Below are 22,702 nucleotides of genomic sequence, written 5' to 3'. Positions count from 1 at the left end.
AAATTAGGCAAAATATTGATCCTAACAATAGGCCAAAACACTATTTTTATTCTAATAGTCAAGTTTCTGCTATTAGGTCATGCCCTTGGGAGCTAATAACCGTGACTTTGATGATTTCACCGGCACGATAGCGCTTAGAGGGCTTATTAGGAGGCAAAACCCTCACCAAACCATCAATTTCAGGGGCATCACCGATAGTTCGGCCAATTCCACCGGATTCATCCACGCGGTCAATAATGACTTGAATACGCTTGCCTACTTTTTTAGCAAGTCGTTTAGTGGAGATTTCTTCGGCTTTTGCCATAAAACGAGCGCGGCGATCTTCGCGCATAGCATCTGGAATTGGGTTATCCAAAGCGTTGGCTGTTGCACCATCCACTGGTGAATAGGCAAAGCAGCCGGCACGATCAATTTGAGCCTCATCCAAGAAATTCAGGAGATATTCAAACTCTTCTTCCGTTTCACCGGGAAAGCCTGCGATAAAGGTACTGCGAATGACTAAATCTGGGCATGCAGCTCGCCATGCTTGTATGCGCTCTAGATTCTTTTCTCCACTTGCAGGACGCTTCATGCGTTTGAGCACATCTGGGTGAGCGTGTTGCAAAGGAATATCTAGGTACGGTAGTACACCAAAGCCATGATCAGAGAACTCAGCCATTAATGGCAAAACATCATCAACATGCGGATAGGGATAGACGTAATGTAGGCGAACCCAAGCTTGATGCTCTCTGGCAATTTGATTTAAAGCATTTACTAAATCAAACATCTGAGTCTTCACAGGTTTGCCATCCCAAAAACCAGTGCGATATTGAATATCAACACCGTAGGCGCTTGTGTCTTGTGAAACGACCAGAAGTTCTTTTACGCCAGACTCAAATAATTTTTTGGCCTCTAGCAATACCTCACCAATCGGACGTGAAACCAGATCGCCGCGCAAACTAGGAATGATGCAGAAGATGCAACGATGATTGCAGCCCTCAGAAATCTTCAGGTACGCATAATGCTTTGGCGTGAGTTTCACACCAATCGGTGGCAGTAAATCAGTAAAGGGATCATGGGGTTTTGGCAGATGCAAATGAATAGCCTGCATCACCTCTTGGGTGGCGTGCGGTCCAGTTACTGCAAGGACTTTAGGGTGGATGCTCTGAATGAGGTCGCTACCATCTGCATTTTTACGAGCACCCAAGCAACCAGTAACAATGACCTTGCCATTTTCTGATAAAGCTTCGCCAATCGCAGCAAGGCTCTCCTCAACAGCAGAATCAATAAAGCCACAGGTATTAACGACAACGAGATCGGCGCCCGAATAATCCTTAGCAGTCTCGTAACCCTCAGCGCTTAATTGAGTGAGGATGAGTTCAGAATCAACCAATGCCTTGGGGCATCCCAAGGAAACAAAACCAACTTTACCCGCCACAACTATTCTTTTTCTGCCTTATTAGGCTGACCTGGAAATGGGAAGCCACTAAATATCGTTGGGGAGTTTTGCATTTGCTCTTGCATCTCCACAAATAGATCTTTGCTCTGCTCCATATAGTTGCCCATTAAGCCTTGCATCATTGGGTTTTGCAAATTCATCATCTTGGCCCAAGCTTCGGGCGTGCTGCCTACACCTAAGCCCTGAGTTTGATCGCCAAGCTTATTATGAATATCAACAAAAGACTGCATGGTCTTTTCAAGATAGCTACCCATCAAACCTTGCATGGAATTTCCATAGAAGCGAATGATTTGAGAAAGCATTTGAGTAGAAAATACCGGCGCGCCGCCAGCCTCTTCTTCCAAAATAATTTGCAACAAGATATTGCGCGTTAAATCATCTTCAGTTTTTGCATCAACAACGCTAAATGCATCGCCCGCCATGACTAAATTTTTGATATCTGCCAGCGTGACATAAGTGCTGGTTTGGGTGTCATATAAACGACGATTGGGGTATTTCTTGATCAAGCGGCTATCGCCGGCTTTTTTGGAACGTGTGGCCATGTATTTTTCCTAACTCCCATTACTGCAATGCAACATCGGCATAGTTTATCCCTAGTTTGACCTAAAGGTAAATATGCCGATGAGCAGACCACTAAAACTGCATTTTTGATAGGTTTAACCTGTATGCAGGCCACCATTTAAGGAGAAGTCAGCGCCAGTTGCGTAGCCACCATCATCAGAGGCAATCCAGCAGCAAATTGAAGCAATCTCTTCTGGGGTACCCAAGCGCTTCACTGGAACGCCAGCAACAATCTTCTCCAGGACATCCTCGCGAATAGCCTTCACCATGTCCGTGCCGATATAACCAGGAGAAACTGTATTTACAGTCACCCCTTTAGAGCCTAGCTCTTGTGATAAGGCCATCGTAAATCCATGCAAGCCCGCTTTTGCAGTGGAGTAGTTGGATTGACCAAACTGACCCTTTTGACCATTAACAGAAGAAATATTGATAATCCGACCCCAGCCGTTATCAGCCATACCATCAACCACTTGCTTGGTTACATTGAACAAAGAATTGAGGTTGGTATCAATCACCGCTTTCCACTGCTCAGGAGTCATTTTGCGGAATACGCTGTCCTTAGTAACACCAGCGTTATTCACTAGAACGTCAACACGACCTACTTCAGCTTTAACTTTATCAAAGGCAGCAACAGTGCTATCCCAGTCGGAAACGTTACCTTCGGAGGCGATGAAGTCGTAACCCAAAGCCTTCTGTTCACCAAGCCAGCGATCCTTACGTGGGGAATTAGGTCCGCAACCAGCGATGACCTTAAAGCCATCCTTAGCGAGTCGCTGACAAATAGCTGTTCCAATGCCACCCATACCACCAGTGACGTATGCAATTTTTTGAGACATGATTACCCCTTATGAAAATATTAATTAGCAGCGGATACTTTTTCTTTCACGTACTTACCAGGCGCCGCTTCTAGTTTTTTGTACTGTACATTACCAAACGTTTTGCTGGCTTTAATTTTCTTGCCACCAAACTGTTCTAACCATTTAGCGTAGTTAGGCCACCAACTACCCTTGATATCTTTTGCTGCAGCCAACCACCCATCTGCTGTCTTAGCCAACTTATTGTTTTCAAAATAATGACGCTTATTTTTTGCTGGTGGATTAATTACGCCAGCAATGTGACCAGATGCCCCCAGCACAAATCGATTCTTACCCTTCAAAATATGGGTAGATTCATAAGCAGATTTCCATGGAACAATATGGTCATCATGCGAAGCGTAGATATAAGCTGGGACAGTAATCTTACCTAGATCAACCTTTTCACCGCAAACGGTGAGCTTGCCTGGTTTAATTAATTCATTTTGTAGGTAGGTGTGGCGCAGGTACCAGCAATACATTGGGCCAGGTAAATTGGTTGAATCGCCATTCCAATAGAGCAAATCAAATGGTGGCGGTGAGTTGCCTTTAAGGTAGTTCTCAACAACATAGCTCCACACCAAATCATTTGGACGCAAGAAGGAGAATGTATTCCCTAGATCCAAACCAGACATCATTCCAAAGTGACCGCCCTCTCCACCAATGGTGGTCTCGCGCAACTTGACCATGCCCTCGTCGATGAACACATCCAGAATTCCGGTGTCCGTGAAATCTAATAGGGTCGTGAGCAAAGTTAAGCTAGCAACATAATCTTTTTTGCGTGCAGCTAAGACAGCCAAAGCTGTTGAGGTTAAAGTTCCACCGACACAAAAGCCGAGAACATTAATCTGATCCGTAGTACCGATGTCCTTAACCACCTCAATCGCCTTGATGACGCCATCACCAACATAGTCATCCCAAGTCACTTTCGACATGGATGCATCGGGGTTTTTCCAGGAGACCAAGAAAACGGTGTGACCCTGCTCCACCATGTAACGAACCACGGAGTTATCTGGTTGCAAATCCAAAATATAGTACTTGTTAATGCAAGGTAGCACCATTAAGTATGGGCGCTCATACACTGTTTCGGTCAATGGTGTGTACTGAATTAACTCAAAGAGATCATTTCGAAAGACCACCTGACCTTCGCTGGTTGCAATATTTTTACCAACCTCAAAGGCACTTTCATCAGTCAGTGAAACCTTACCTTTTTTTAAATCGCCCAACAAGTTCACTATTCCATTTTGAATAGACTGGCCCTGAGAGCTAATAATATTTTCAAGAACTTCGGGATTGGTTGCGATAAAGTTTGATGGTGATAAAGCGTCAATCATTTGCTCTGTAGTGAACAAAATTTTAGTCTTCGTCTTTTCATCTGCATCAACAGCTTTTGCGAGCGCAAGCAAATGTTTTGAATTTAATAAGTAAGTTGCAGCAATCATCTTGCTCCATGATGAATGCCAAGCCTTACCAGAGAAGCGACGATCTTTTACTTCAATTGCTTCGGGATTGGTTGCTAGATGGGCAAACTCAGTAAAGTATTCCTTTTGAATTTCCGCCAAGCGTTCCGGGGGAATTAAGGCCATATGGTGAGGAGCCAATGAAGGCGCAATACCTGTATTCATACCTGCAAACATATTGATCTCGTAAAGTTATTGAGACCATTCTCCATCTATCAGGCTGGAAGGGTTATACGCACTAACCCTAGCTCTAGAGCTAATCTAGTGATAACCCCAAGTTATGCATTGTCAGATATCCAAATCAGGGAGGCGAATCGTCCCGTCTGCCTATCCCGACGATAGGAAAAGAAGTTTGCGGAATCCTTGAAGGTACAAAAGTCACCGCCATCAATCTGTTCAATACCAATTGAACGCAAGCGATCCTGAGCAAGGAGGTACAAATTGGCTAAATACTTTCCAGGGCTTCCGGCAATAGGCTTAAATGCCTCTGACAAGACATCTTGGCTATGACTGGAAAATGCCTCTAATACATCTTCTCCAACTTCAAATACAGTAGGCCCAATTGCAGGGCCCATCCACACTGCAATATCTTTTGGCTGGAGGTTCGGGGATAAATGACACATCTCTTGAATGGTATTTTCTAGGATCCCACTACTGAGACCGCGCCAACCAGCATGTGCTGCCCCGATGACATCAGCACCCTTGCTCGCAAACAATACCGGCATGCAATCAGCCGTCAGAATAGCTAGAACCTCGTTTGGAATATTGCTAACAGAGGCATCCGCCTCAAATGGTCCATTAACCAAAGCATTTCTTGAAGCTGGAGTACTGACCGTGGCACCATGAATCTGCTTAAGCCAAGCTGGCTCGGCAGGAAGGCGAGATCTTAAGGCTCTGCGGTTTTGCAGTACATCCTCTAAATCGTCGCCCGCATTCAGTCCGAGATTGAGACTATTAAATGGGGCTTTACTAACCCCACCCTCCCGTGTTGTGCAAAAAGCGTGAACTTGTTTTGGCGCAAGCCAAGTTGGCTCAATCTGCCGAATTGCGCTGATCATTTTTAATGGATGCCATTAAGGCATCTTCTTTAGGTAGGTCCGCCCCACTCATTCTAACCAAAGGTAGCAAACCCATGAAATCTTGTGGAGGCAATCTAAACCAAGTCATCATATCCTGGGTCGATGGATGCTGCAAACTAAGAGCATAAGCATGTAGAGCCTGACGACTGAAAGGAAGGGTTTTGGCTGAGCCAGGCGTTCTTTTGCGATAAACCGGATCACCCAGGAGTGGAAAACCCAAGGATTCAAGGTGAACCCGTATTTGATGGGTGCGGCCAGTTTCAAGACGACACTCCAATAAAGCCACAGGGCTTTCTATAAATGCCCCTTTAGCCAATCGTCGGAACAAGGTTGCAGCCGGCTTACCTTGGGCGGAGCCAGCAGCCATTTTGAGACGGTCACGCTGATCACGACCTACGGTTGCCAGTACCTTGCCCTGGGAAGGCGCATCACCCCAAACTAAAGAAAGGTAGCGCCGCCCAACAGTTCGCTCCTGAAGCTGTCTTACTAATGAGGTTTGCGCGATATCCGTGCGAGCTACGACCATCAATCCAGACGTATCTTTATCTAGGCGATGGACAATTCCTGCCCTTGGAAGGTTTTTTAGCCCAGGGAAACAATGCAAGAGGCCATTTAATAGGGTTCCCGTCCAGTTTCCAGCGGCAGGATGGACGACTAGTCCGGCAGGTTTATTCAGGACGATGACGGAGTCATCTTCATAGACAACATCTAGGGGAATATCTTCTGGGGCAAAGGCAAATTGCTCAGGCATTTCCTGTGGAAACACCTTAATACTCTCACTTCCCCGCAGTAAATGGCGCACTTTGGTGACTTTTCCATCCACCGTAACCGCCCCAGCCCCAACCCACGCTTTGAGGCGATTGCGGGAATAATCAGGTAAAGCCCCTCCAAGAAACTTATCCAAACGCTCCCCACTGACCTCAGCGGGAACTTCTAGGGCTATGAAATCCTCATCATCGATATAATCAATGGGATTCGAATCGGGAGTATGCGGCAATGCCACGCTTAAAGAGCCTTTTAGTTATGTCGGACGTTATTACAGACGCCAGTTTAAGGCTTGCTGCCACTATTAGGGCATCTTCCAGAAAATCCCTCATTTCTGTATTTGTTGGGGCAAGTGCAGTCTGCCTGGTTCTTGGTGGATGCGCTGGTAGCGATGGTCAAAAGGATGACACTGATATTTGGTCAGAGACAAAGCTCTATTCCGAAGCAACCGACAAGCTCAAGGATGCTGACTATGCAAAATGCGGCAAGTACTTTGATAAGCTTGAAGCTAGATTTCCTTTTGGACCTTATTCTCAGCAAGCGCAAATCAATGCAGCCTATTGCTACTGGAAAGCCCAAGAACAAGCGCAAGCTCAAGTTGCTATCGATCGTTTTATCAAACTGCATCAAGGTAGCCCTAATTTAGATTACGGCTACTACCTTAAGGGCTTGATTAGTTTTAATGACGATTTAGGTTGGCTGGGTAAATTTACCGGGCAAGACTTGAGTGAGCGCGATCCCAAAGCAGCTAAAGAAGCTTTTGAATCCTTCAAAGTGGTTGTTGAGCGTTTCCCTGATAGCAAATATGCGCCTGACTCTTTAGATCGTATGCGCTACATCGTAAACTCATTAGCTGAAGCAGACGTGATCGTCGCTCGCTTCTACTATCAGCGCGGCGCGTATCTCGCATCAGCCAATAGAGCGCAGCTTGTGATTCGCGATTACGATCGTGCGCCGGCCGTTGAAGAGGCGCTCTACCTACTGAACAAGTCTTACGAAAAATTGGGTATGACAGATTTAAGTAATGATGCGGCGCGCGTCTTTAAGCTCAATTTTCCAGATAGCCAGATGATGATTACCGGCCAACGCGTTCAAAAAGAACGTCGCTGGTGGCAGATCTGGAATAAGTAAAAAATAAAAATGGGGTTCATCAAGTAGCGCCGTATTACTTGATGACTACCGGCACTCTCTGCGCCAATGCGCAAATAAGTTCATAGCCAATGGTTCCGCTCATCTGAGCTACATCATCTACCGGAACTTCATTACCCCATAGCTCTACCATGCTACCAATCTTGGCATTGGGCGCTTCACGCAAATCAATGGTCAACATATCCATAGAAACTCGACCAACGATAGGACAAATCACGCCATAACCCTGGGCATCAACACCATCAACCCAAACTGGCGTACCATCCTCTGCGTGACGCGGATAACCATCGGCATATCCACAAGCAATCACACCAATGCGCATATCTTCTGGAGCTTGATAGCGGCCACCATAGCCAACGTGATCACCTTTCTTTAATTTCTGAATGTCGATGATTTCACTGCGCAGCTGCATGACCGCCTGGAGTTCAGTTCGGACAATATCTGCATGAACCCCGGTTGGTGAAACACCGTACAGCATGATTCCAGGGCGAACCCAATCGCCCAGCGCATTGCGGTGCCATAAAATTGCTGCCGAATTAGCCAAAGAGGTGGACGCTTCCAGACCCTCAATGGCTTGTTCGAAACACTCCATTTGCGCACCAACCGATGGCGCATGATCTACCTGGTCGGCACTGGCAAAATGGGTCATGTGATGCAGGTGATATCTGGCCGAATGAAGACGGTGAAAAGCAGTGCGATATTGTTCCGGCTTAAAACCAAGGCGGTTCATCCCTGAATTGAGCTTTAAAAATACGCGGATTGGATGACTCGAATGATTCTTAAAAGCCTCAAGCCAGTTGATCTGCTTCTCACTATGGACCACTAAGTCACATTGAAGCTGGACTACTAAATCCAGTTCCTGCTGACTAAAAATACCCTCTAATAATAGGATGCGCCCTTCCCAACCATGATCTCTCAACCATTGCGCATCTTCAATATCGAGCAGGGCAAAACCATCGGTAGATTCAAGACCTTTAAATGCGGCCTCTAAGCTGTGGCCATAGGCTTTGGCCTTTACAACTGACCAGATCTTAGACTCAGGGGCAAGCTCACGAATACGACTTAAATTATGATGAAAGGCCTCAGTGTGTATAGTTGCCAAAATTGGTCTATTTATCAACCGACTAGCTGATGAGCGCATATTCACCCCTCCTTTCATGTTTTAATTACATTAATGGCTAGATTGTACGAATGAACCGTAGTTTTTACATCATTATGGCGGCGCAATTTTTTTCGTCGCTTGCTGATAACGCATTGCTGATTGCAGCAATCGCCCTCTTAGTCCAGCTTAGCGCTCCGGCCTTGATGACCCCTTTGCTCAAATTATTCTTCGTTTTGTCCTATGTATTGCTGGCAGCCTTTGTGGGAGCCTTTGCCGACTCCCGCCCCAAGGGCAATGTCATGTTTATTACCAATACGATTAAATTTATCGGTTGCATTGTGATGCTATTTGGCAGCCACCCTTTATTGGCTTATGCGATTGTTGGCTTGGGTGCTGCAGCCTACTCCCCAGCAAAATACGGCATTCTGACCGAGCTACTACCGCCCGAAAAGCTTGTTGCAGCCAATGGCTGGATTGAGGGGCTTACCGTTGGTTCAATCATTTTGGGGACGGTGCTCGGTGGTGTTCTGATCAGCAAATCGGTTTCACAAAGCCTCTTAGGGCTTGATATGCCGTTACTGGACACCAGCATTGATACCGCTGCGGAGTCCGCCATTCTCATCATCATGATGATTTACATGCTGGCTGCTCTGATTAATTTACGCATTCCAGATACTGGGGCACGTTATGAATCTCAAAAAACTAATCCAATTGAGCTGGTAAAGAACTTTTCTGTCTGCTTTAAAACTCTGTGGGCTGATCGCTTAGGACAGATCTCTCTGGCGGTCACCACACTCTTTTGGGGTGCTGGTGCCACACTGCAATTCATTGTGATTAAGTGGGCGCAAGTTGCCCTACATATGACCTTATCTCAAGGAGCCATCCTGCAGGCTATCTCCGCTGTAGGTGTTGCTGGAGGTGCAGTATGGGCTGCTTGGCGCATACCACTGCGTAGTTCCCTGAAAGTGCTTCCATACGGCATTGCTATGGGTCTAGTGGTTTGCATCATGGCAATCTATAACTCAGACATGCTGCCAAATACAACTATTTGGACCATTGGCAAATTTGAGATCTCTCTCAATTTACTGCCGGCGTACTTCTTATTAATATTGGTGGGCTGGTTAGCTGGCTACTTTGTTGTGCCGATGAGTGCACTACTTCAGCATCGCGGGCATGTCCTGATGTCTGCAGGTCATTCCATTGCCGTTCAAAACTTTAACGAGAACATTTCTGTTCTGATGATGCTCTTAATCTATTCAGGATTAATTTGGTTAGATGCACCGATTCAAGGTGTAATTATTGGCTTTGGTGTCGCAGTCAGTGCGATTATGTGGCTAATTATTAAACGTCATAAAGTCAATCAGGCTGAATACGACTCAATGCATTTAATTGGCGAGCATAAGCACTAAGCAAAATGATTAGATATTTTGCAGGACGGATTTAGCAAGTAATAGGTCCTGCCAAAGTAGAGCCTTGTCCTTGGGACTAGCAATCAACTGATTTAATTTAAAAGTAGCAATGAGCGGTAAATCCTCTGCACCATCTGCATTGATTGCTAAGACAGTTTCACGCAGCTCTGGTAATCCATCGCGCTCCCCAGATAATTTTTGAGCGGCAGACCCACCAAATGCGATTGCGACAATCGGGATTCCGTCTGATGGCAATAGCTCGGGATTGAACATTTCTGCAGGATTTTTCCAGGACCACTCTTGTGTGTTTAAACCGAGTACACGAATGATATTTTGAAAAAGCACTTCAGCATTCCCTTGAGGTTTGCTGCCAAAAAACCACCAAATTCCTGATGATCTACGCTTCTGAGTTTCCTCAACAACAAACGATGTAACAGGTTCAGTCTGGGTTTGGTCAGGAACAGCATCACGTGATGTCCATTCGGTGATGCCCATCTCTTTAAGGAAGGCGGAATTAGTGCTTGAGTTCATACCTCAAGCTTAATCGATTTAGCCAAAACCAGAGCATCCTCACGTAATCCACTGGCGGCATCCACCAGATAATAATTTTTGCGCACACCAATTTGCTCGTACCCCAGTCTTTGATAGAGCTTTAGAGCTGATTCGTTACTTGGTCGGACTTCTAAAATAATTCGAGGTATATTTTGTTGGGCTGCTACACCCTCGATTACATTCATCATTTTTACACCAATGCCCAAGCGACGCAATTTTGGTGAAACCGTAATGTTGAGCAGATGCAACTCATCAACCGCAGGAAAAAGGATGCAGTAAGCCCACAGAATCTCTGGATCTAAATAACTGCCTTCAATGGCATCTGACAATTGCGGCCTGACACAGTAGGCCCAATGCCCTGCAGCAAGAGAATCTGAGAAATTACCTTTTGTCCAAGGATGAATGTGTGAAACAGATTCAATAGCAAGGACTGAATCTAAGTCTGCGACAGTCATTGGAAGAAAAGAAAGCTCTGTTACACCCTCCGCGCTTGACTGCAAGGAGTTGATACCATCAACCATGAAGTTGACTCCGCTCAGTAGAAGTCAAAGCAACTTTATTACGAATATAAAGCGGTTCAAGCAAATGGATATCTTGTTGAAGGCCTTTGCTCCACATATCCTGAGCACAAGCTAAAACACCCAATGCATCAACCCCAATGCTTGAATCAAGCCGACTATTAGAAAGGGGCTTAGAAATGCTAGCAAATATGCGGTCACCAAACTCTGCAATCGCACTTCCCGCAATAAAGTCGATATTTGTCAAATCAACACCCTCCGGGGCACTCAGATGAATATCACTCTGGCGTTGAGGTAGATCATTTGATGTCATTTGATAGCGAGCCCAGTAGATCTCTTCCATACGGGCATCCACAGCAATCACAAATGACTGGGCTCCCGAAGAAATAAACGCTGGGGTGAGAACCAGTTGACTTGCAATTGCGTCCAGACTTGCTACAGGCAGAACTGGCAGTCTTGCTGCAATCGCCAGACCCTGGACGGCGGCAACACCAAGGCGAATCCCCGTGAAGGCACCCGGGCCAACGCCAATTGCAATAGCATCTAAAGAAGTCAGTTCGATTGAAGCTTCAGATAGCAACTCATCAACCCAGGGCAATAAGAGCTGGCTAGCGCCGGCCGACACCTTTTGGTGGCGAACTAAAGGTGCAGCATCACTTAAAGATAAAACCACCGAACACCAAGCAGATGAGGTGTCGATGGCCAATATACGGGTCAAAATATGGACTTTCTAATACTTAAGAACTCAAGCCTGTAATGATATCTGGTGGGGCCTGGACAAGCTCAATCAATACACCCTCGCCACAGAACGGAAACTCTTCATTGCCTTTGGGATGAACAAAGGTAATGTCATACCCAGCCGCACCCTTCCGGATGCCTCCTGGAGCAAAGCGTAAGCCTTGTGCTGATAACCACTCCACCGCCTTTGGTAGATCGTCTACCCATAGGCCAATGTGATTTAAAGGTGTCTGATGAACGGCCGGCTTCTTTTCGATATCAAATGGCTGCATGAGATCCACTTCAACCTCATGAACTCCTTTGCCAATAGCGCAAATATCTTCATCCACGTTCTCACGCTCAGAGACAAATGTACTTTTGTATTCAAAGCCCAATAAGTCAACCCAAAGCTTGCGGAGACGATCTTTATTTTCGCCACCAGTTGCAACTTGCTGAATACCCAATATCTTGAATGGTTTAGTCATGGCTGCCTTACTCGAAGCGAATGATCAATTGATCAACCGCTAAGCTTTCGCCAACATTGGCACAGATTTCCGCAACCACACCATCTTGCGCAGCAACCAATGTATTTTCCATTTTCATTGCTTCAATAGCGGCTAATTTTTGACCTGCAGTAACTGCCTCGCCAACTTTTACAGAAATATTGGTTAATAAGCCAGGCATTGGAGACATCACGAGCTTAGAAGTATCTGGCGGAACCTTGACCAACATACGACGCTGAAGCTCAGCACCTAGTGGGCTTAGGACCATACACTCATAATGAGCGCCATCCAAGACAAGAGCGTATTTAACACCCTTGCGTTCTATTTGAGCAGTAATCTTGTGCGTGCCATTGATGGTTGCACGTAAGCACAACTCACCTGGACGCCAGTTGCTGACAATGTTGTAACGACTGACATCATCCTCTTCTTCAATATAAACAGAGTAAACGCCATCTTTCAGATCCACGCGAACAGGGATCTCTTTGATGTCTTCATTCGACCCAACCCGTGAACCAGTGACCACTACAAACTTCTTGGCAATAGTCATCTCATGGCCGGCCAACTGGCCGTCAATCATTTGGATGTGCTCGAGATAGCGGTAGCGCATAAATGCTGATAGAGCGGCTAAACGCTTTGGATCTGCTGGCTGTACGGAATCCTTTTTGAATCCATCGGGATACTCTTCGGCAATAAAACCAGTAGTGAAGTCACCAGAGACAAAGCGTGGATGCTGCAAAAGTGCTGCCTGGAAAGGGATATTTGAATGAATGCCGCGAATGACAAAGTCATTTAATGCTGCACGCATCTTTTCGATCGCCTCAGTACGATCTTTGCCATGCACAATCAACTTGGCAATCATGGAGTCGTAATACATCGGGATCTCGCCGCCCTCAAAGACACCAGTATCAACACGCACACCATCCAACTCTTCTGGTGGGCGGTATTTGACTAGGCGACCAGTCGATGGCAAGAAGTTGCGGAATGGGTCATCTGCATTAATCCGGCACTCCATGGACCAACCGTCCAACTTAATATCCTCTTGCTTAAATGCCAACTTCTCGCCAGCAGCAACACGAATCATCTGTTCAACCAAATCGAGGCCAGTAATACCTTCAGTCACCGGATGCTCCACTTGCAAGCGGGTATTCATCTCCAGGAAGTAGAAAGACTTATCTTTACCAACTACGAACTCGACTGTACCAGCGGATTGATAGTTCACAGCCTTTGCTAATGCAACAGCTTGCTCACCCATGGCTTTACGGGTTGCAGGGTCGATAAATGGAGATGGCGCTTCCTCAATGACCTTTTGATGGCGTCGTTGAATAGAACAATCACGCTCACCCAAATACACTACGTTGCCATGTGAATCACCCAGCACCTGAATCTCAATATGACGCGGGCCCTCGACAAACTTTTCAATGAAGATACGGTCATCGCCGAAGCTATTCATTGCCTCTGTTTTACAAGCAACAAAACCTTCGGCTGCCTCTTTGTCATTAAATGCAACACGCAAGCCTTTACCGCCGCCACCTGCAGATGCCTTGATCATGACTGGGTAACCAATGCCTTGAGCAATCTTGACCGCCTCTTCATTGGTATCAATCGCTTCGTTGTAGCCAGGAATAGTATTAACCTTGGCTTCTAAAGCAAGCTTCTTGGATGCAATCTTATCGCCCATAGCAGCGATGGATTGATGTTTAGGCCCAATAAATACAATGCCCTCTTCTTCGCAGCGCTTTGCAAATTGCTCATTCTCAGAAAGAAAGCCGTAGCCTGGGTGAACCGCTTCTGCACCGGTATCTTTACAGGCCTGAATAATGCGATCCATTACTAAATAAGATTCACGTGAAGGTGCTGGCCCAATGCAAACCGCTTCATCGGCCATCTGCACATGACGCGCCTCTTTGTCGGCCTCAGAATAAACGGCGACCGTCTTGATGCCCATCTTCTTGGCAGTTTTCATTACACGGCAAGCAATCTCGTCGCGGTTAGCAATCAAAATTTTCTTAAACATTTTCGTAGTCATGATTTGTCGGCGCCTTAGAGGGGAATATTGCCGTGTTTACGCGGTGGGTTTGTCAGCCCTTTGTCTTTGAGCATGGCCAAAGAACGTGAGATACGCTTACGTGTCTCATGCGGCAAGATCACGTCATCAATGTAGCCGCGTCGCCCTGCTACAAAAGGATTTGCAAACTTAGCTTTGTATTCAGCTTCACGAGCTGCAATTTTTACTGGATCCGATTTTTCTTCGCGGAAGATAATTTCCACGGCACCCTTTGGACCCATTACTGCAATTTCAGCAGAAGGCCAAGCGAAGTTCACGTCACCACGCAAGTGTTTTGAGGCCATCACGTCATAAGCGCCACCATAAGCTTTACGGGTGATCAGAGTGACCTTCGGTACCGTGCAGTCAGCATAGGCGTAAAGCAACTTCGCGCCATGCTTAATGATGCCGCCGTATTCTTGTGATGTACCAGGCATAAATCCAGGTACGTCCACCAAGGTCACAACCGGAATATTAAAGGCATCGCAGAATCGGACAAAACGAGCCGCTTTAATGGATGCTTTGGTATCTAAGCAGCCTGCCAGTACTAATGGCTGGTTAGCCACTATACCGATAGAGCGACCTTCCATACGGGCAAAACCGATCAAGATATTCTTTGCATAATCAGGCTGAAGTTCAAAAAACTCACCATCATCCACAATCTTCTCGATCAACTCTTTCATATCGTAGGGTTGATTCGGATTACTTGGCACCAATGTATCGAGAGAGAAATCAGGCTCTTCAGTACGCATTGCCCCATTGATCATGGGTGGCTTTTCGCGATTCGATAAGGGGAGGTAATTAAAGAAGCGACGCAGCATCATGATGGCATCCACATCATTATCAAAAGCCAAGTCGCAAACACCTGAAATAGTCGAGTGCGTGACTGCACCACCCAATTCTTCAGCAGTGACATCCTCGTGTGTCACTGTCTTAACGACTTCTGGACCAGTCACAAACATGTAAGAACTGTCTTTCACCATAAAGATGAAGTCAGTGAGAGCCGGTGAATACACGGCGCCACCAGCGGATGGCCCCATAATTAAAGAGATCTGCGGAATAACACCTGAAGCAGTCACATTACACTGGAAAATCTCAGCATAGCCACCCAAAGAGGCAACACCCTCCTGAATACGCGCACCACCGGAGTCATTTAAGCCAATTACGGGCGCACCAACTTTGATTGCCTGGCCCATTACTTTGCAAATCTTCTCTGCATGCGCCTCTGAGAGAGAGCCACCCAGGACGGTAAAGTCTTGTGAGAAAACAAATACCAAACGGCCATTGATCATGCCGTAACCAGTAACAACACCATCACCTGGAACAGTTTGATCGGCCATACCATAGTCATGGCAACGATGCTCAACAAACATATCCCACTCTTCAAAGGTGCCAGCATCTAGCAAGAGTTCAATACGCTCGCGTGCAGTTAACTTACCCTTGGAATGTTGAACAGCAATACGCTTTTGCCCGCCACCTAATCTGGCAAGTTCGCGCTTTGCTTCAAGCTGTTGAATGATTTCCTTCATAACTACTCCCTTAGAAAAATTCGTGTCCCATTGCTTCGAGTAAACGTCTCGCAGCAACAGAAGCGGCCATGGTTCCTTGATTTACCTCGGCACTCAGGCCAGGTAAAAGTGTTTGTACTGCTGGGTGATTCTGAAAAGCATTCTTGAGGCCTGAATCAATTCGATCCCACATCCAGGCAGGTGCCTGTTGCTTACGGCGTGACTGTAACTGGCCGTTTGCATTTTGCAGTTTCTGAAAATGTAGAATTTTTTCCCATAACTCAGGCACGCCATTGCCTTCTAAGGCGCTTAAGGTCATTACCTGTGGATGCCAGTACTCCTGATTATGCGAAGCGTGATCAGGGTTGCCCTGGAAGCCTAAAAGACGTAACGAGCTTGTAATAAATAATTGCGCGCGCATTGCTGCATCAGGATCGATATCTACCTTATTGATCACAATCAAATCGGCAATTTCCATGACACCTTTTTTAATCGCCTGAAGATCATCTCCTGCATTAGGCAGCTGTAGGAGCAAGAACATGTCAGCCATCCCGGCAACTGCAATTTCACTTTGGCCCACACCCACAGTCTCAACAATCACAATGTCAAATCCTGCTGCCTCAGCGACCAACATGGCCTCTCGTGTTTTTTCAGCTACGCCACCCAATGTGCAGGATGACGGGCTCGGCCGAATGAATGCATTGTCTAAAACTGACAACCTCTCCATACGGGTCTTATCGCCCAAAATGGAGCCTCCAGATAAGCTTGAAGAAGGATCAATGGCCAGAACGGCAACGCGATGTCCTTTTTCAATCAGATATAAGCCCAAAGTTTCAATTAATGTGGACTTACCAACACCCGGCACTCCTGAGATGCCCAAACGAAATGATTTTCCGGTCTTGGGCAATAAGGTATTAAGTACCTCATCAGCGCGTTTGCGATGATCCATGCGAGTGGACTCAAGCAAAGTGATGATCTTCGCCAAGGCTCGACGCTGCGCCGATGAAGGCGCACCGGTGAGATCATTCACCAAGGCTTGGTCAACTGCATTGAGCATGCTGATATCTAGGATCTGTAAGTTAATCAGGCTTTACAGATTTACGAATCTGCTCAAGCACATCCTTTGCCGAAGCCGGAATTGGAGTACCTGGGCCATAAATACCTTTCACGCCAGCCTCATACAAGAAGTCGTAATCCTGTCTTGGAATAACGCCACCAACGAAGACAATAATGTCCTCAGCGCCCTGCTTCTTGAGCTCAGCAATAATTGCTGGCACCAAAGTCTTATGTCCTGCTGCAAGAGTAGAGATACCTAAAGCATGAACGTCATTCTCAATTGCCTGACGAGCGCACTCTTCTGGCGTTTGGAACAAGGGGCCAATATCAACGTCAAAACCTAAGTCAGCAAACGCAGTTGCAACAACTTTGGCACCGCGATCATGACCATCTTGGCCAAGTTTTGCAATCATCACTCGTGGGCGACGACCAAAATCTTTTGCAAAATCAGCGATCTCAACCTTCAATTTTTCCCAGCCTTCTGCTGAGTCGTAAGTAGCTGCATACACACCGGTCACCTTTTGAGTATCAGCGCGATGGCGCCTATAAACTTTTTCTAATGCATCAGAAACCTCACCAACCGTTGCCCGCAAACGAATTGCCTGTACCGCCAACTCTAATAAGTTACCGGTATTTTCTTCTGCAGCTTTGGTTAATGCCTCTAATTCGGCTTCAACTTTTTTGGAGTCACGCTTCGCCCTGATATCTTTTAATCGTGCAACCTGGCTTTCGCGAACTTTGTCGTTGTCAATCATTAAGACGTCAACCAAGTCTTCTTTGCCAAGCTTGTATTTATTCACGCCAACAATGACATCGGAACCGGAATCGATCTTGGCTTGTTTCTCGGCAGCAGCAGCTTCAATCTTGAGTTTAGCCCAGCCGCTTTCCACGGCCTTGGTCATGCCACCCATGGCATCAACTTCTTGAATAATTTCCCAGGCTTTATCGGCCATCTCTTGGGTGAGGTTCTCCATCATGTAAGAACCAGCCCAGGGATCAATCACGCTAGTGATATGGGTTTCCTCTTGAAGAATTAACTGGGTATTACGAGCGATACGGCTTGAGAATTCAGATGGCAAAGCAATCGCCTCATCGAATGAATTCGTATGTAAAGATTGGGTGCCACCAAAGACTGCAGCCATAGCTTCAACCGTTGTGCGAACTACGTTGTTATATGGGTCCTGTTCGGTTAAAGACCATCCTGATGTTTGGCAATGTGTACGCAACATCAAAGACTTTGGATTCTTTGGCTCGAAGGACTTCATAATGCGCCACCACAATAGGCGTGCAGCACGTAACTTTGCCACTTCCAAATAAAAGTTCATGCCAATAGCAAAGAAGAATGAAAGACGACCCGCAAAGCCATCGACATCTAAGCCTTTAGCCAAGGCAGTTTTTACATACTCTTTACCATCGGCCAATGTGAAAGCAAGTTCAAGAACTTGGTTAGCACCGGCCTCTTGCATGTGATAACCCGAGATGGAGATCGAGTTAAATTTCGGCATGTGCTTAGCGGTGTATTCAATGATGTCGCCGATGATGCGCATCGAAGGCTCTGGTGGGTAGATATATGTGTTACGTACCATGAACTCTTTCAGAATGTCATTCTGAATCGTGCCTGATAACAATTCTTGCTTAACGCCTTGCTCTTCACCAGCAACAATGTAACCAGCCAACACTGGCAACACAGCGCCATTCATCGTCATCGACACTGATACCTTGTCCAATGGAATGCCATCAAACAATATTTTCATATCTTCTACAGAGTCAATCGCAACACCAGCCTTACCAACGTCGCCAGTCACACGTGGATGATCTGAGTCGTAGCCGCGATGGGTTGCCAAATCGAAAGCAACGGAAACACCTTGACCACCTGCATCCAACGCTTTGCGATAAAACGCATTGGATTCTTCTGCAGTTGAAAAGCCAGCGTATTGACGAATTGTCCAAGGACGCACTGAGTACATTGTTGCTTGAGGTCCACGAACAAATGGCTCGAAACCTGGTAATGAATGTGTGTACTGCAGGCCTTCAGTATCTTCAGCGGTATACAAGGCCTTGAGATGTATCCCATCTGGAGTTTGCCAACCTAATTTATCGACATCACCATTCGGCGCTGACTTTTGGGCTGATTTTTTCCAAGCATCTAAATTGCTATCTGGCACATTTGGCCAAGTATTTGACGCATTCGTTGCTGACTTTTTTTCACTCGCACTCATAAAGCACTCCTGGTTGGCTTTATTACATTGTTACTAAATTTGTGGGGTTATTTTGCTTGACATTTTTCAATTTGTCTAGATACTGTATACATAATTATGAATACAAAACTAATTAATAGGCCCTTATATGAAGACGTTGCTGAGCGACTGCGCGAGCAAATCTTTTCCCATGAACTAGCTCCAGGCAGTTGGTTGGATGAGCAAAGTCTTGCAATAGCCTTTGGAATCAGCAGAACTCCAATGCGCGAAGCAATCAAAGTCCTTGCTTCTGAAGGCCTAGTAACGACCAAAATGAATAAAGGTGCCTATGTCACCGAGGTAGATAGGCGCGATCTCGAGCAAATCTTCACAGTCCTATCCCTCTTAGAGGGTCAAGCAGCCAAAAAGACTGCTATTAAAGCCTCAGAGGCCCAACTTACCCAATTGGATAACGTCCATCACCGCCTAGAAAAGGCTGCTGCAGACCGAGATTTAGAGCAGTTCTTTGAAATTAACGTCAAATTTCATGAGTTAATCCAAGAAATTGCTGGTAATAAATGGATGAATGGGGTCATTGACGACCTACGTAAGGTTCTTAAGCTACAAAGGCGTGATTCTTTAAGCAGAAGCGGTCGTTTACTCAGCTCATTAATTGAACATCGTGAAATTCTGCAGGCGATCCTCAAAAGAGATCCTCTGGCTGCAGAGCAAGCGATGCGCAAGCACCTGGCTAGAGGTCTTGAGGCAACTAAATAGCGCTATAAAACAAAGGCTTAGGTGATTAACCTAAGCCTTTTAGTTTGCGCAGCCTAAATCTTGGATTACTTCTTAATTACGAAATTTCCAGGTAATTTAGAGATGTACGCAGCCATATCGCGAAGGTCTGCATCTGAAAATGACTGTACTTGTGAAGACATTACAGCGTTATTGCGACCAAATTAGGCATTAGAACCACCAACTTGATAAGCACGCAAAGCATAGTAAAGGTAATCAGGGTACTGACCGGCCAACTTTGGGTAAGCAGGCAAGATTGGTGCGTTCAGGCCGGCACCATGGCAAGAGGCGCAGTTAGCCTTCTCTACTAGGGCTTTGCCTTTATCGGCGCTAGCTGCTTGAGCAACACCAATACTGGATAACAGAATGGCGGTAATTAGTGCGAATTTCATAAACGTGCCTCTAAATATCACTTCAATGGGTTATTTGGTGAGCTGGCAGTCTGCGCAGCATAGTATTCGTCAAGGTCGGCCATGTCTTGATCAGACAAGCTGGCAGCAATAGAACGCATCGTTGGATGCTTTCTTTCGCCTTTTTTGTAGGCAGCTAAGGAGCTAGCAATGTAAGCGGCATTTTGGCCCCCAACATTGGAACTCTGTAGACCAAAGGATAGTCAGCACGGTAGTCTGGGACGGAGCGGCAACCAATGCAAAGCCAAACCTTGCCTTGTCCAGACTGGGCGGAACCTTTTACGTCTTGAGATTGTGCAGCAAATCCAGCAAAAGCCAAAGCAGCACACAGAGTCAATTGGGAAAGAATGAGGTGTTTTTTCATAGAAATCATCATTAACAAGTTTGATTTAAATCAATTTGGGAAGAGTATAGCGGAGACAGAGCGCATTGCCGTGATTCAGGTCCTGAAATCAGTAAAAACACTGAAAATAAGCACCCTTTTACCTATACTTGAATGCTGTTTCAGACAAATGGATTGCCCCAACCATGACAAAGACCAAATCCCGTTTTGATGGCTCCAAAAGCTATGTTGCTACTGATGACTTGAAATTGGCGGTAAATGCCGCTTTTCAGCTTCAGCGGCCCCTCTTGATTAAAGGCGAACCGGGAACGGGAAAAACCATGTTGGCCGAGGAAGTCGCTGCAGCCCTGAATATGCCGCTCATGCAATGGCATATTAAATCCACCACAAAAGCTCAACAAGGTCTGTATGAATACGATGCGGTTAGCAGGCTAAGAGACTCTCAGCTTGGTGATGAAAAAGTAAACGACATTCGTAACTACATTGTGAAAGGCGTTCTGTGGCAAGCATTTGAGGCCGACGAACCCGTTGTACTCTTAATTGATGAGATTGATAAAGCAGATATTGAGTTTCCCAATGATCTCTTGAGAGAAATTGATCGCATGGAGTTCTATGTATACGAAACCCGAGAACTCATAAAAGTAAAGCACCGCCCTCTTGTCATCATCACCTCAAATAATGAAAAAGAATTGCCGGATGCATTTTTGCGTCGCTGCTTCTTTCACTACATCTCATTTCCGGATGCTGGAGCCATGCAAAGCATCGTTGATGTGCATCACCCTAATATCAAACAAGAATTGCTTGAAGCAGCCCTGAAATCTTTTTACCAGATCCGCTCATTGCCAGGTTTGAAGAAGAAACCTTCAACCTCTGAACCAATCGATTGGTTAAAACTTTTGCTGGCAGAAGATATTCCAGCAGATGCGCTCTATAGCAGTGAAGAGAAAATTACGATTCCACCGCTGCATGGTGCGCTTCTCAAGAATGAGCAAGATATTCATCTCTTCGAGCGCCTCGTGATGATGAACCGAAATCACCGCTAATCTCACCTGCTTTCATATCGCGATAGCTGAATCATGTTGATTCAATTTTTTCTCAATCTAAAAGAGGCTAAGGTGCCTGTTTCAGTTCGAGAATTTTTAACACTTCTTGAGGCTTTAAAAAAAGGCGTCGTCAACTCTTCAATTGATGAGTTTTATCAACTAGCGCGCATGACCCTAGTAAAGGATGAACAGCACTTTGATCGCTTTGATCAAGTTTTTGGCTCTTACTTTAATGGTATAGAGTAAATCATTGCATTGGCACCAGATATTCCGCTGGACTGGCTTGAGAAAAAATTACAACGCGTATTGAGCGAAGAAGAAAAAGCGGCACTCAAGAAATTAGGTGGTCCTGAGGCCTTACAAAAGCGCCTTCAAGAACTCCTGAAAGAGCAGAAGGAATGGCATGGCGGCGGCAATAAATGGATTGGTGCTGGAGGTTCATCGCCTTTTGGCCATAGCGGCTATCACCCTGAAGGTATTCGAATTGGGGGCGAAAGTGCTGGTAATCGGACGGCTATTAAAGTTTGGGAAGCGCGCGAATTTAAGGATTACGATAGCGACCTCAGTTTAGGTACGCGCAATATCAAAATGGCATTACGCTGCTTGCGCCGTTTTGCCCGAGAAGGCTCTAACCTTGAATTAGATCTGGATAAGACTATCCACTCGACGGCGGCAAATGCGGGGATGCTCGACATTCAAATGCGACCTGAGCGCCATAACCAAGTCAAAGTATTGTTGTTAATGGATGTTGCGGATCTATGGATGATCATATTCAACGCATCTCTGAATTATTCACCGCCGTCAAAACTGAATTCAAACACTTGGAGTATTACTACTTTCATAACTGCGTGTATGAACACCTTTGGCAAAGCAATCGTCGCAGAAGAGACCAAGTGACAGCTACTCAAGACGTTATTAATAAGTATGGGCCCGACTACAAACTGATTTTCATTGGGGACGCCACTATGTCTCCTTATGAAATTCTGAGCCCTAACGGATCGGTGGAATACAACAACCGAGAAACTGGTGCAACGTGGATTAATCGTCTCATTGATCACTTCCCTCACTTTGCATGGCTTAATCCGGAACCTGAATCAGTTTGGCAATATCGTCAATCAATCGACATCATGAAGAACTTGATGAAAGACCGCATGTACCCCGTTACATTAAATGGCCTTGAAAATGCCATGCGTCAACTGTCCAAGTAATCTAGTAAGATTTA

19 protein-coding genes and 3 pseudogenes are annotated in these 22,702 nt (G+C 45.9%); 5 read left to right on the top strand and 17 right to left on the bottom strand.

Annotated elements, in window-relative coordinates:
- Positions 1 to 58: 58 nt before the first annotated feature.
- The 6 genes from rimO to DXE44_RS04365 form a co-directional block, all read right to left on the bottom strand.
- A complete protein-coding gene (gene rimO, locus DXE44_RS04390) occupies positions 59 to 1,417 on the bottom strand; it encodes a 30S ribosomal protein S12 methylthiotransferase RimO (RefSeq protein ID WP_114652931.1) in 1,359 nt (452 codons plus the stop codon).
- A 2-nt stretch (positions 1,418 to 1,419) separates the two neighbouring features.
- Positions 1,420 to 1,980, bottom strand: a complete 561-nt coding sequence (phaR, locus tag DXE44_RS04385; protein ID WP_114652929.1) for a polyhydroxyalkanoate synthesis repressor PhaR — start codon at positions 1,978 to 1,980, stop codon at positions 1,420 to 1,422.
- Between the two features lie 114 nt (positions 1,981 to 2,094).
- The gene (locus tag DXE44_RS04380) at positions 2,095 to 2,835 is read right to left on the bottom strand and encodes a 3-ketoacyl-ACP reductase (RefSeq protein ID WP_114652927.1); all 741 of its coding nucleotides are present in this window, start codon (positions 2,833 to 2,835) and stop codon (positions 2,095 to 2,097) included.
- Between the two features lie 20 nt (positions 2,836 to 2,855).
- The gene (gene phaC / locus DXE44_RS04375) at positions 2,856 to 4,487 is read right to left on the bottom strand and encodes a class I poly(R)-hydroxyalkanoic acid synthase (protein WP_114652925.1); all 1,632 of its coding nucleotides are present in this window, start codon (positions 4,485 to 4,487) and stop codon (positions 2,856 to 2,858) included.
- A gap of 101 nt (positions 4,488 to 4,588) precedes the next feature.
- Complete coding sequence (pgeF, locus tag DXE44_RS04370; RefSeq protein WP_114652923.1) at positions 4,589 to 5,368, bottom strand: peptidoglycan editing factor PgeF; 780 nt, start codon at positions 5,366 to 5,368, stop codon at positions 4,589 to 4,591.
- Positions 5,343 to 6,392 carry an RluA family pseudouridine synthase gene (locus DXE44_RS04365; RefSeq protein ID WP_197712836.1) on the bottom strand — a complete coding sequence of 350 codons (1,050 nt, stop codon included), beginning with the start codon at positions 6,390 to 6,392 and terminating at the stop codon, positions 5,343 to 5,345. The genes pgeF and DXE44_RS04365 overlap by 26 nt, the downstream gene beginning before the upstream one ends.
- Between DXE44_RS04365 and DXE44_RS04360 the strand changes: the two genes are divergently transcribed.
- Entirely contained in the window at positions 6,386 to 7,285 is a 900-nt protein-coding gene (locus DXE44_RS04360) for an outer membrane protein assembly factor BamD (RefSeq protein ID WP_415065166.1), read from the top strand. The genes DXE44_RS04365 and DXE44_RS04360 overlap by 7 nt on opposite strands.
- A 34-nt stretch (positions 7,286 to 7,319) precedes the next feature.
- On the opposite strand, the gene alr is transcribed toward DXE44_RS04360, so the two are convergent.
- Positions 7,320 to 8,444 carry an alanine racemase gene (alr, locus tag DXE44_RS04355; protein ID WP_415065164.1) on the bottom strand — a complete coding sequence of 375 codons (1,125 nt, stop codon included), beginning with the start codon at positions 8,442 to 8,444 and terminating at the stop codon, positions 7,320 to 7,322.
- Between the two features lie 50 nt (positions 8,445 to 8,494).
- On the opposite strand from alr, the gene lplT reads away from it, so the two are divergent.
- The gene (lplT, locus tag DXE44_RS04350; RefSeq protein ID WP_114652921.1) at positions 8,495 to 9,814 is read left to right on the top strand and encodes a lysophospholipid transporter LplT; all 1,320 of its coding nucleotides are present in this window, start codon (positions 8,495 to 8,497) and stop codon (positions 9,812 to 9,814) included.
- 9 nt (positions 9,815 to 9,823) lie between these two features.
- Here the strand turns inward: lplT and DXE44_RS04345 are convergent, their stop codons facing one another.
- The 8 genes from DXE44_RS04345 to scpA are packed head-to-tail and all read right to left on the bottom strand — an operon-like array spanning position 9,824 to position 18,931.
- Positions 9,824 to 10,345: a uracil-DNA glycosylase family protein gene (locus DXE44_RS04345; protein ID WP_114652918.1), complete on the bottom strand. Its 522-nt coding sequence runs from the start codon at positions 10,343 to 10,345 to the stop codon at positions 9,824 to 9,826.
- The gene (locus DXE44_RS04340) at positions 10,342 to 10,887 is read right to left on the bottom strand and encodes a GNAT family N-acetyltransferase (RefSeq protein WP_114652916.1); all 546 of its coding nucleotides are present in this window, start codon (positions 10,885 to 10,887) and stop codon (positions 10,342 to 10,344) included. The genes DXE44_RS04345 and DXE44_RS04340 overlap by 4 nt, the downstream gene beginning before the upstream one ends.
- Positions 10,880 to 11,602 carry a tRNA (adenosine(37)-N6)-threonylcarbamoyltransferase complex dimerization subunit type 1 TsaB gene (tsaB, locus tag DXE44_RS04335; protein ID WP_114652914.1) on the bottom strand — a complete coding sequence of 241 codons (723 nt, stop codon included), beginning with the start codon at positions 11,600 to 11,602 and terminating at the stop codon, positions 10,880 to 10,882. The genes DXE44_RS04340 and tsaB overlap by 8 nt, the downstream gene beginning before the upstream one ends.
- Before the next feature lie 19 nt (positions 11,603 to 11,621).
- Complete coding sequence (locus DXE44_RS04330) at positions 11,622 to 12,086, bottom strand: VOC family protein (RefSeq protein WP_114652912.1); 465 nt, start codon at positions 12,084 to 12,086, stop codon at positions 11,622 to 11,624.
- A gap of 7 nt (positions 12,087 to 12,093) precedes the next feature.
- A complete protein-coding gene (gene accC, locus DXE44_RS04325) occupies positions 12,094 to 14,118 on the bottom strand; it encodes an acetyl-CoA carboxylase biotin carboxylase subunit (protein ID WP_174221138.1) in 2,025 nt (674 codons plus the stop codon).
- A gap of 26 nt (positions 14,119 to 14,144) precedes the next feature.
- Positions 14,145 to 15,677, bottom strand: coding sequence for an acyl-CoA carboxylase subunit beta (locus DXE44_RS04320; RefSeq protein ID WP_114652907.1), 1,533 nt, complete (start codon positions 15,675 to 15,677; stop codon positions 14,145 to 14,147).
- 10 nt (positions 15,678 to 15,687) lie between these two features.
- Positions 15,688 to 16,713, bottom strand: a complete 1,026-nt coding sequence (meaB, locus tag DXE44_RS04315; protein WP_114652905.1) for a methylmalonyl Co-A mutase-associated GTPase MeaB — start codon at positions 16,711 to 16,713, stop codon at positions 15,688 to 15,690.
- Positions 16,714 to 16,735: 22 nt separating this feature from the next.
- Positions 16,736 to 18,931 (bottom strand): methylmalonyl-CoA mutase, encoded by a 2,196-nt coding sequence (gene scpA / locus DXE44_RS04310; RefSeq protein ID WP_231970571.1) that lies wholly within the window; start codon positions 18,929 to 18,931, stop codon positions 16,736 to 16,738.
- A gap of 96 nt (positions 18,932 to 19,027) precedes the next feature.
- Here scpA and DXE44_RS04305 point away from each other — a divergent pair, with 96 nt between their 5' ends.
- Positions 19,028 to 19,666 (top strand): GntR family transcriptional regulator, encoded by a 639-nt coding sequence (locus DXE44_RS04305; RefSeq protein ID WP_114652903.1) that lies wholly within the window; start codon positions 19,028 to 19,030, stop codon positions 19,664 to 19,666.
- A gap of 65 nt (positions 19,667 to 19,731) precedes the next feature.
- On the opposite strand, the pseudogene DXE44_RS04300 reads toward DXE44_RS04305, so the two are convergent.
- Positions 19,732 to 20,076 (bottom strand): annotated as a pseudogene (locus DXE44_RS04300) (c-type cytochrome).
- 17 nt (positions 20,077 to 20,093) lie between these two features.
- Positions 20,094 to 20,467: pseudogene (locus DXE44_RS04295) on the bottom strand (c-type cytochrome).
- Positions 20,468 to 20,622: 155 nt separating this feature from the next.
- On the opposite strand from DXE44_RS04295, the gene DXE44_RS04290 reads away from it, so the two are divergent.
- Positions 20,623 to 21,480 (top strand): AAA family ATPase, encoded by an 858-nt coding sequence (locus DXE44_RS04290; RefSeq protein ID WP_114654344.1) that lies wholly within the window; start codon positions 20,623 to 20,625, stop codon positions 21,478 to 21,480.
- 33 nt (positions 21,481 to 21,513) lie between these two features.
- Positions 21,514 to 22,688, top strand: a pseudogene (locus DXE44_RS04285) (vWA domain-containing protein).
- Positions 22,689 to 22,702: the final 14 nt, after the last annotated feature.

Source organism: Polynucleobacter necessarius (assembly GCF_900095175.1).
GTDB classification, from domain to species: Bacteria; Pseudomonadota; Gammaproteobacteria; order Burkholderiales; family Burkholderiaceae; genus Polynucleobacter; species Polynucleobacter necessarius_I.
The sequence above is the reverse complement of the archived record's forward strand: the minus strand, read 5'-3'. Positions and strand labels throughout refer to the sequence as shown.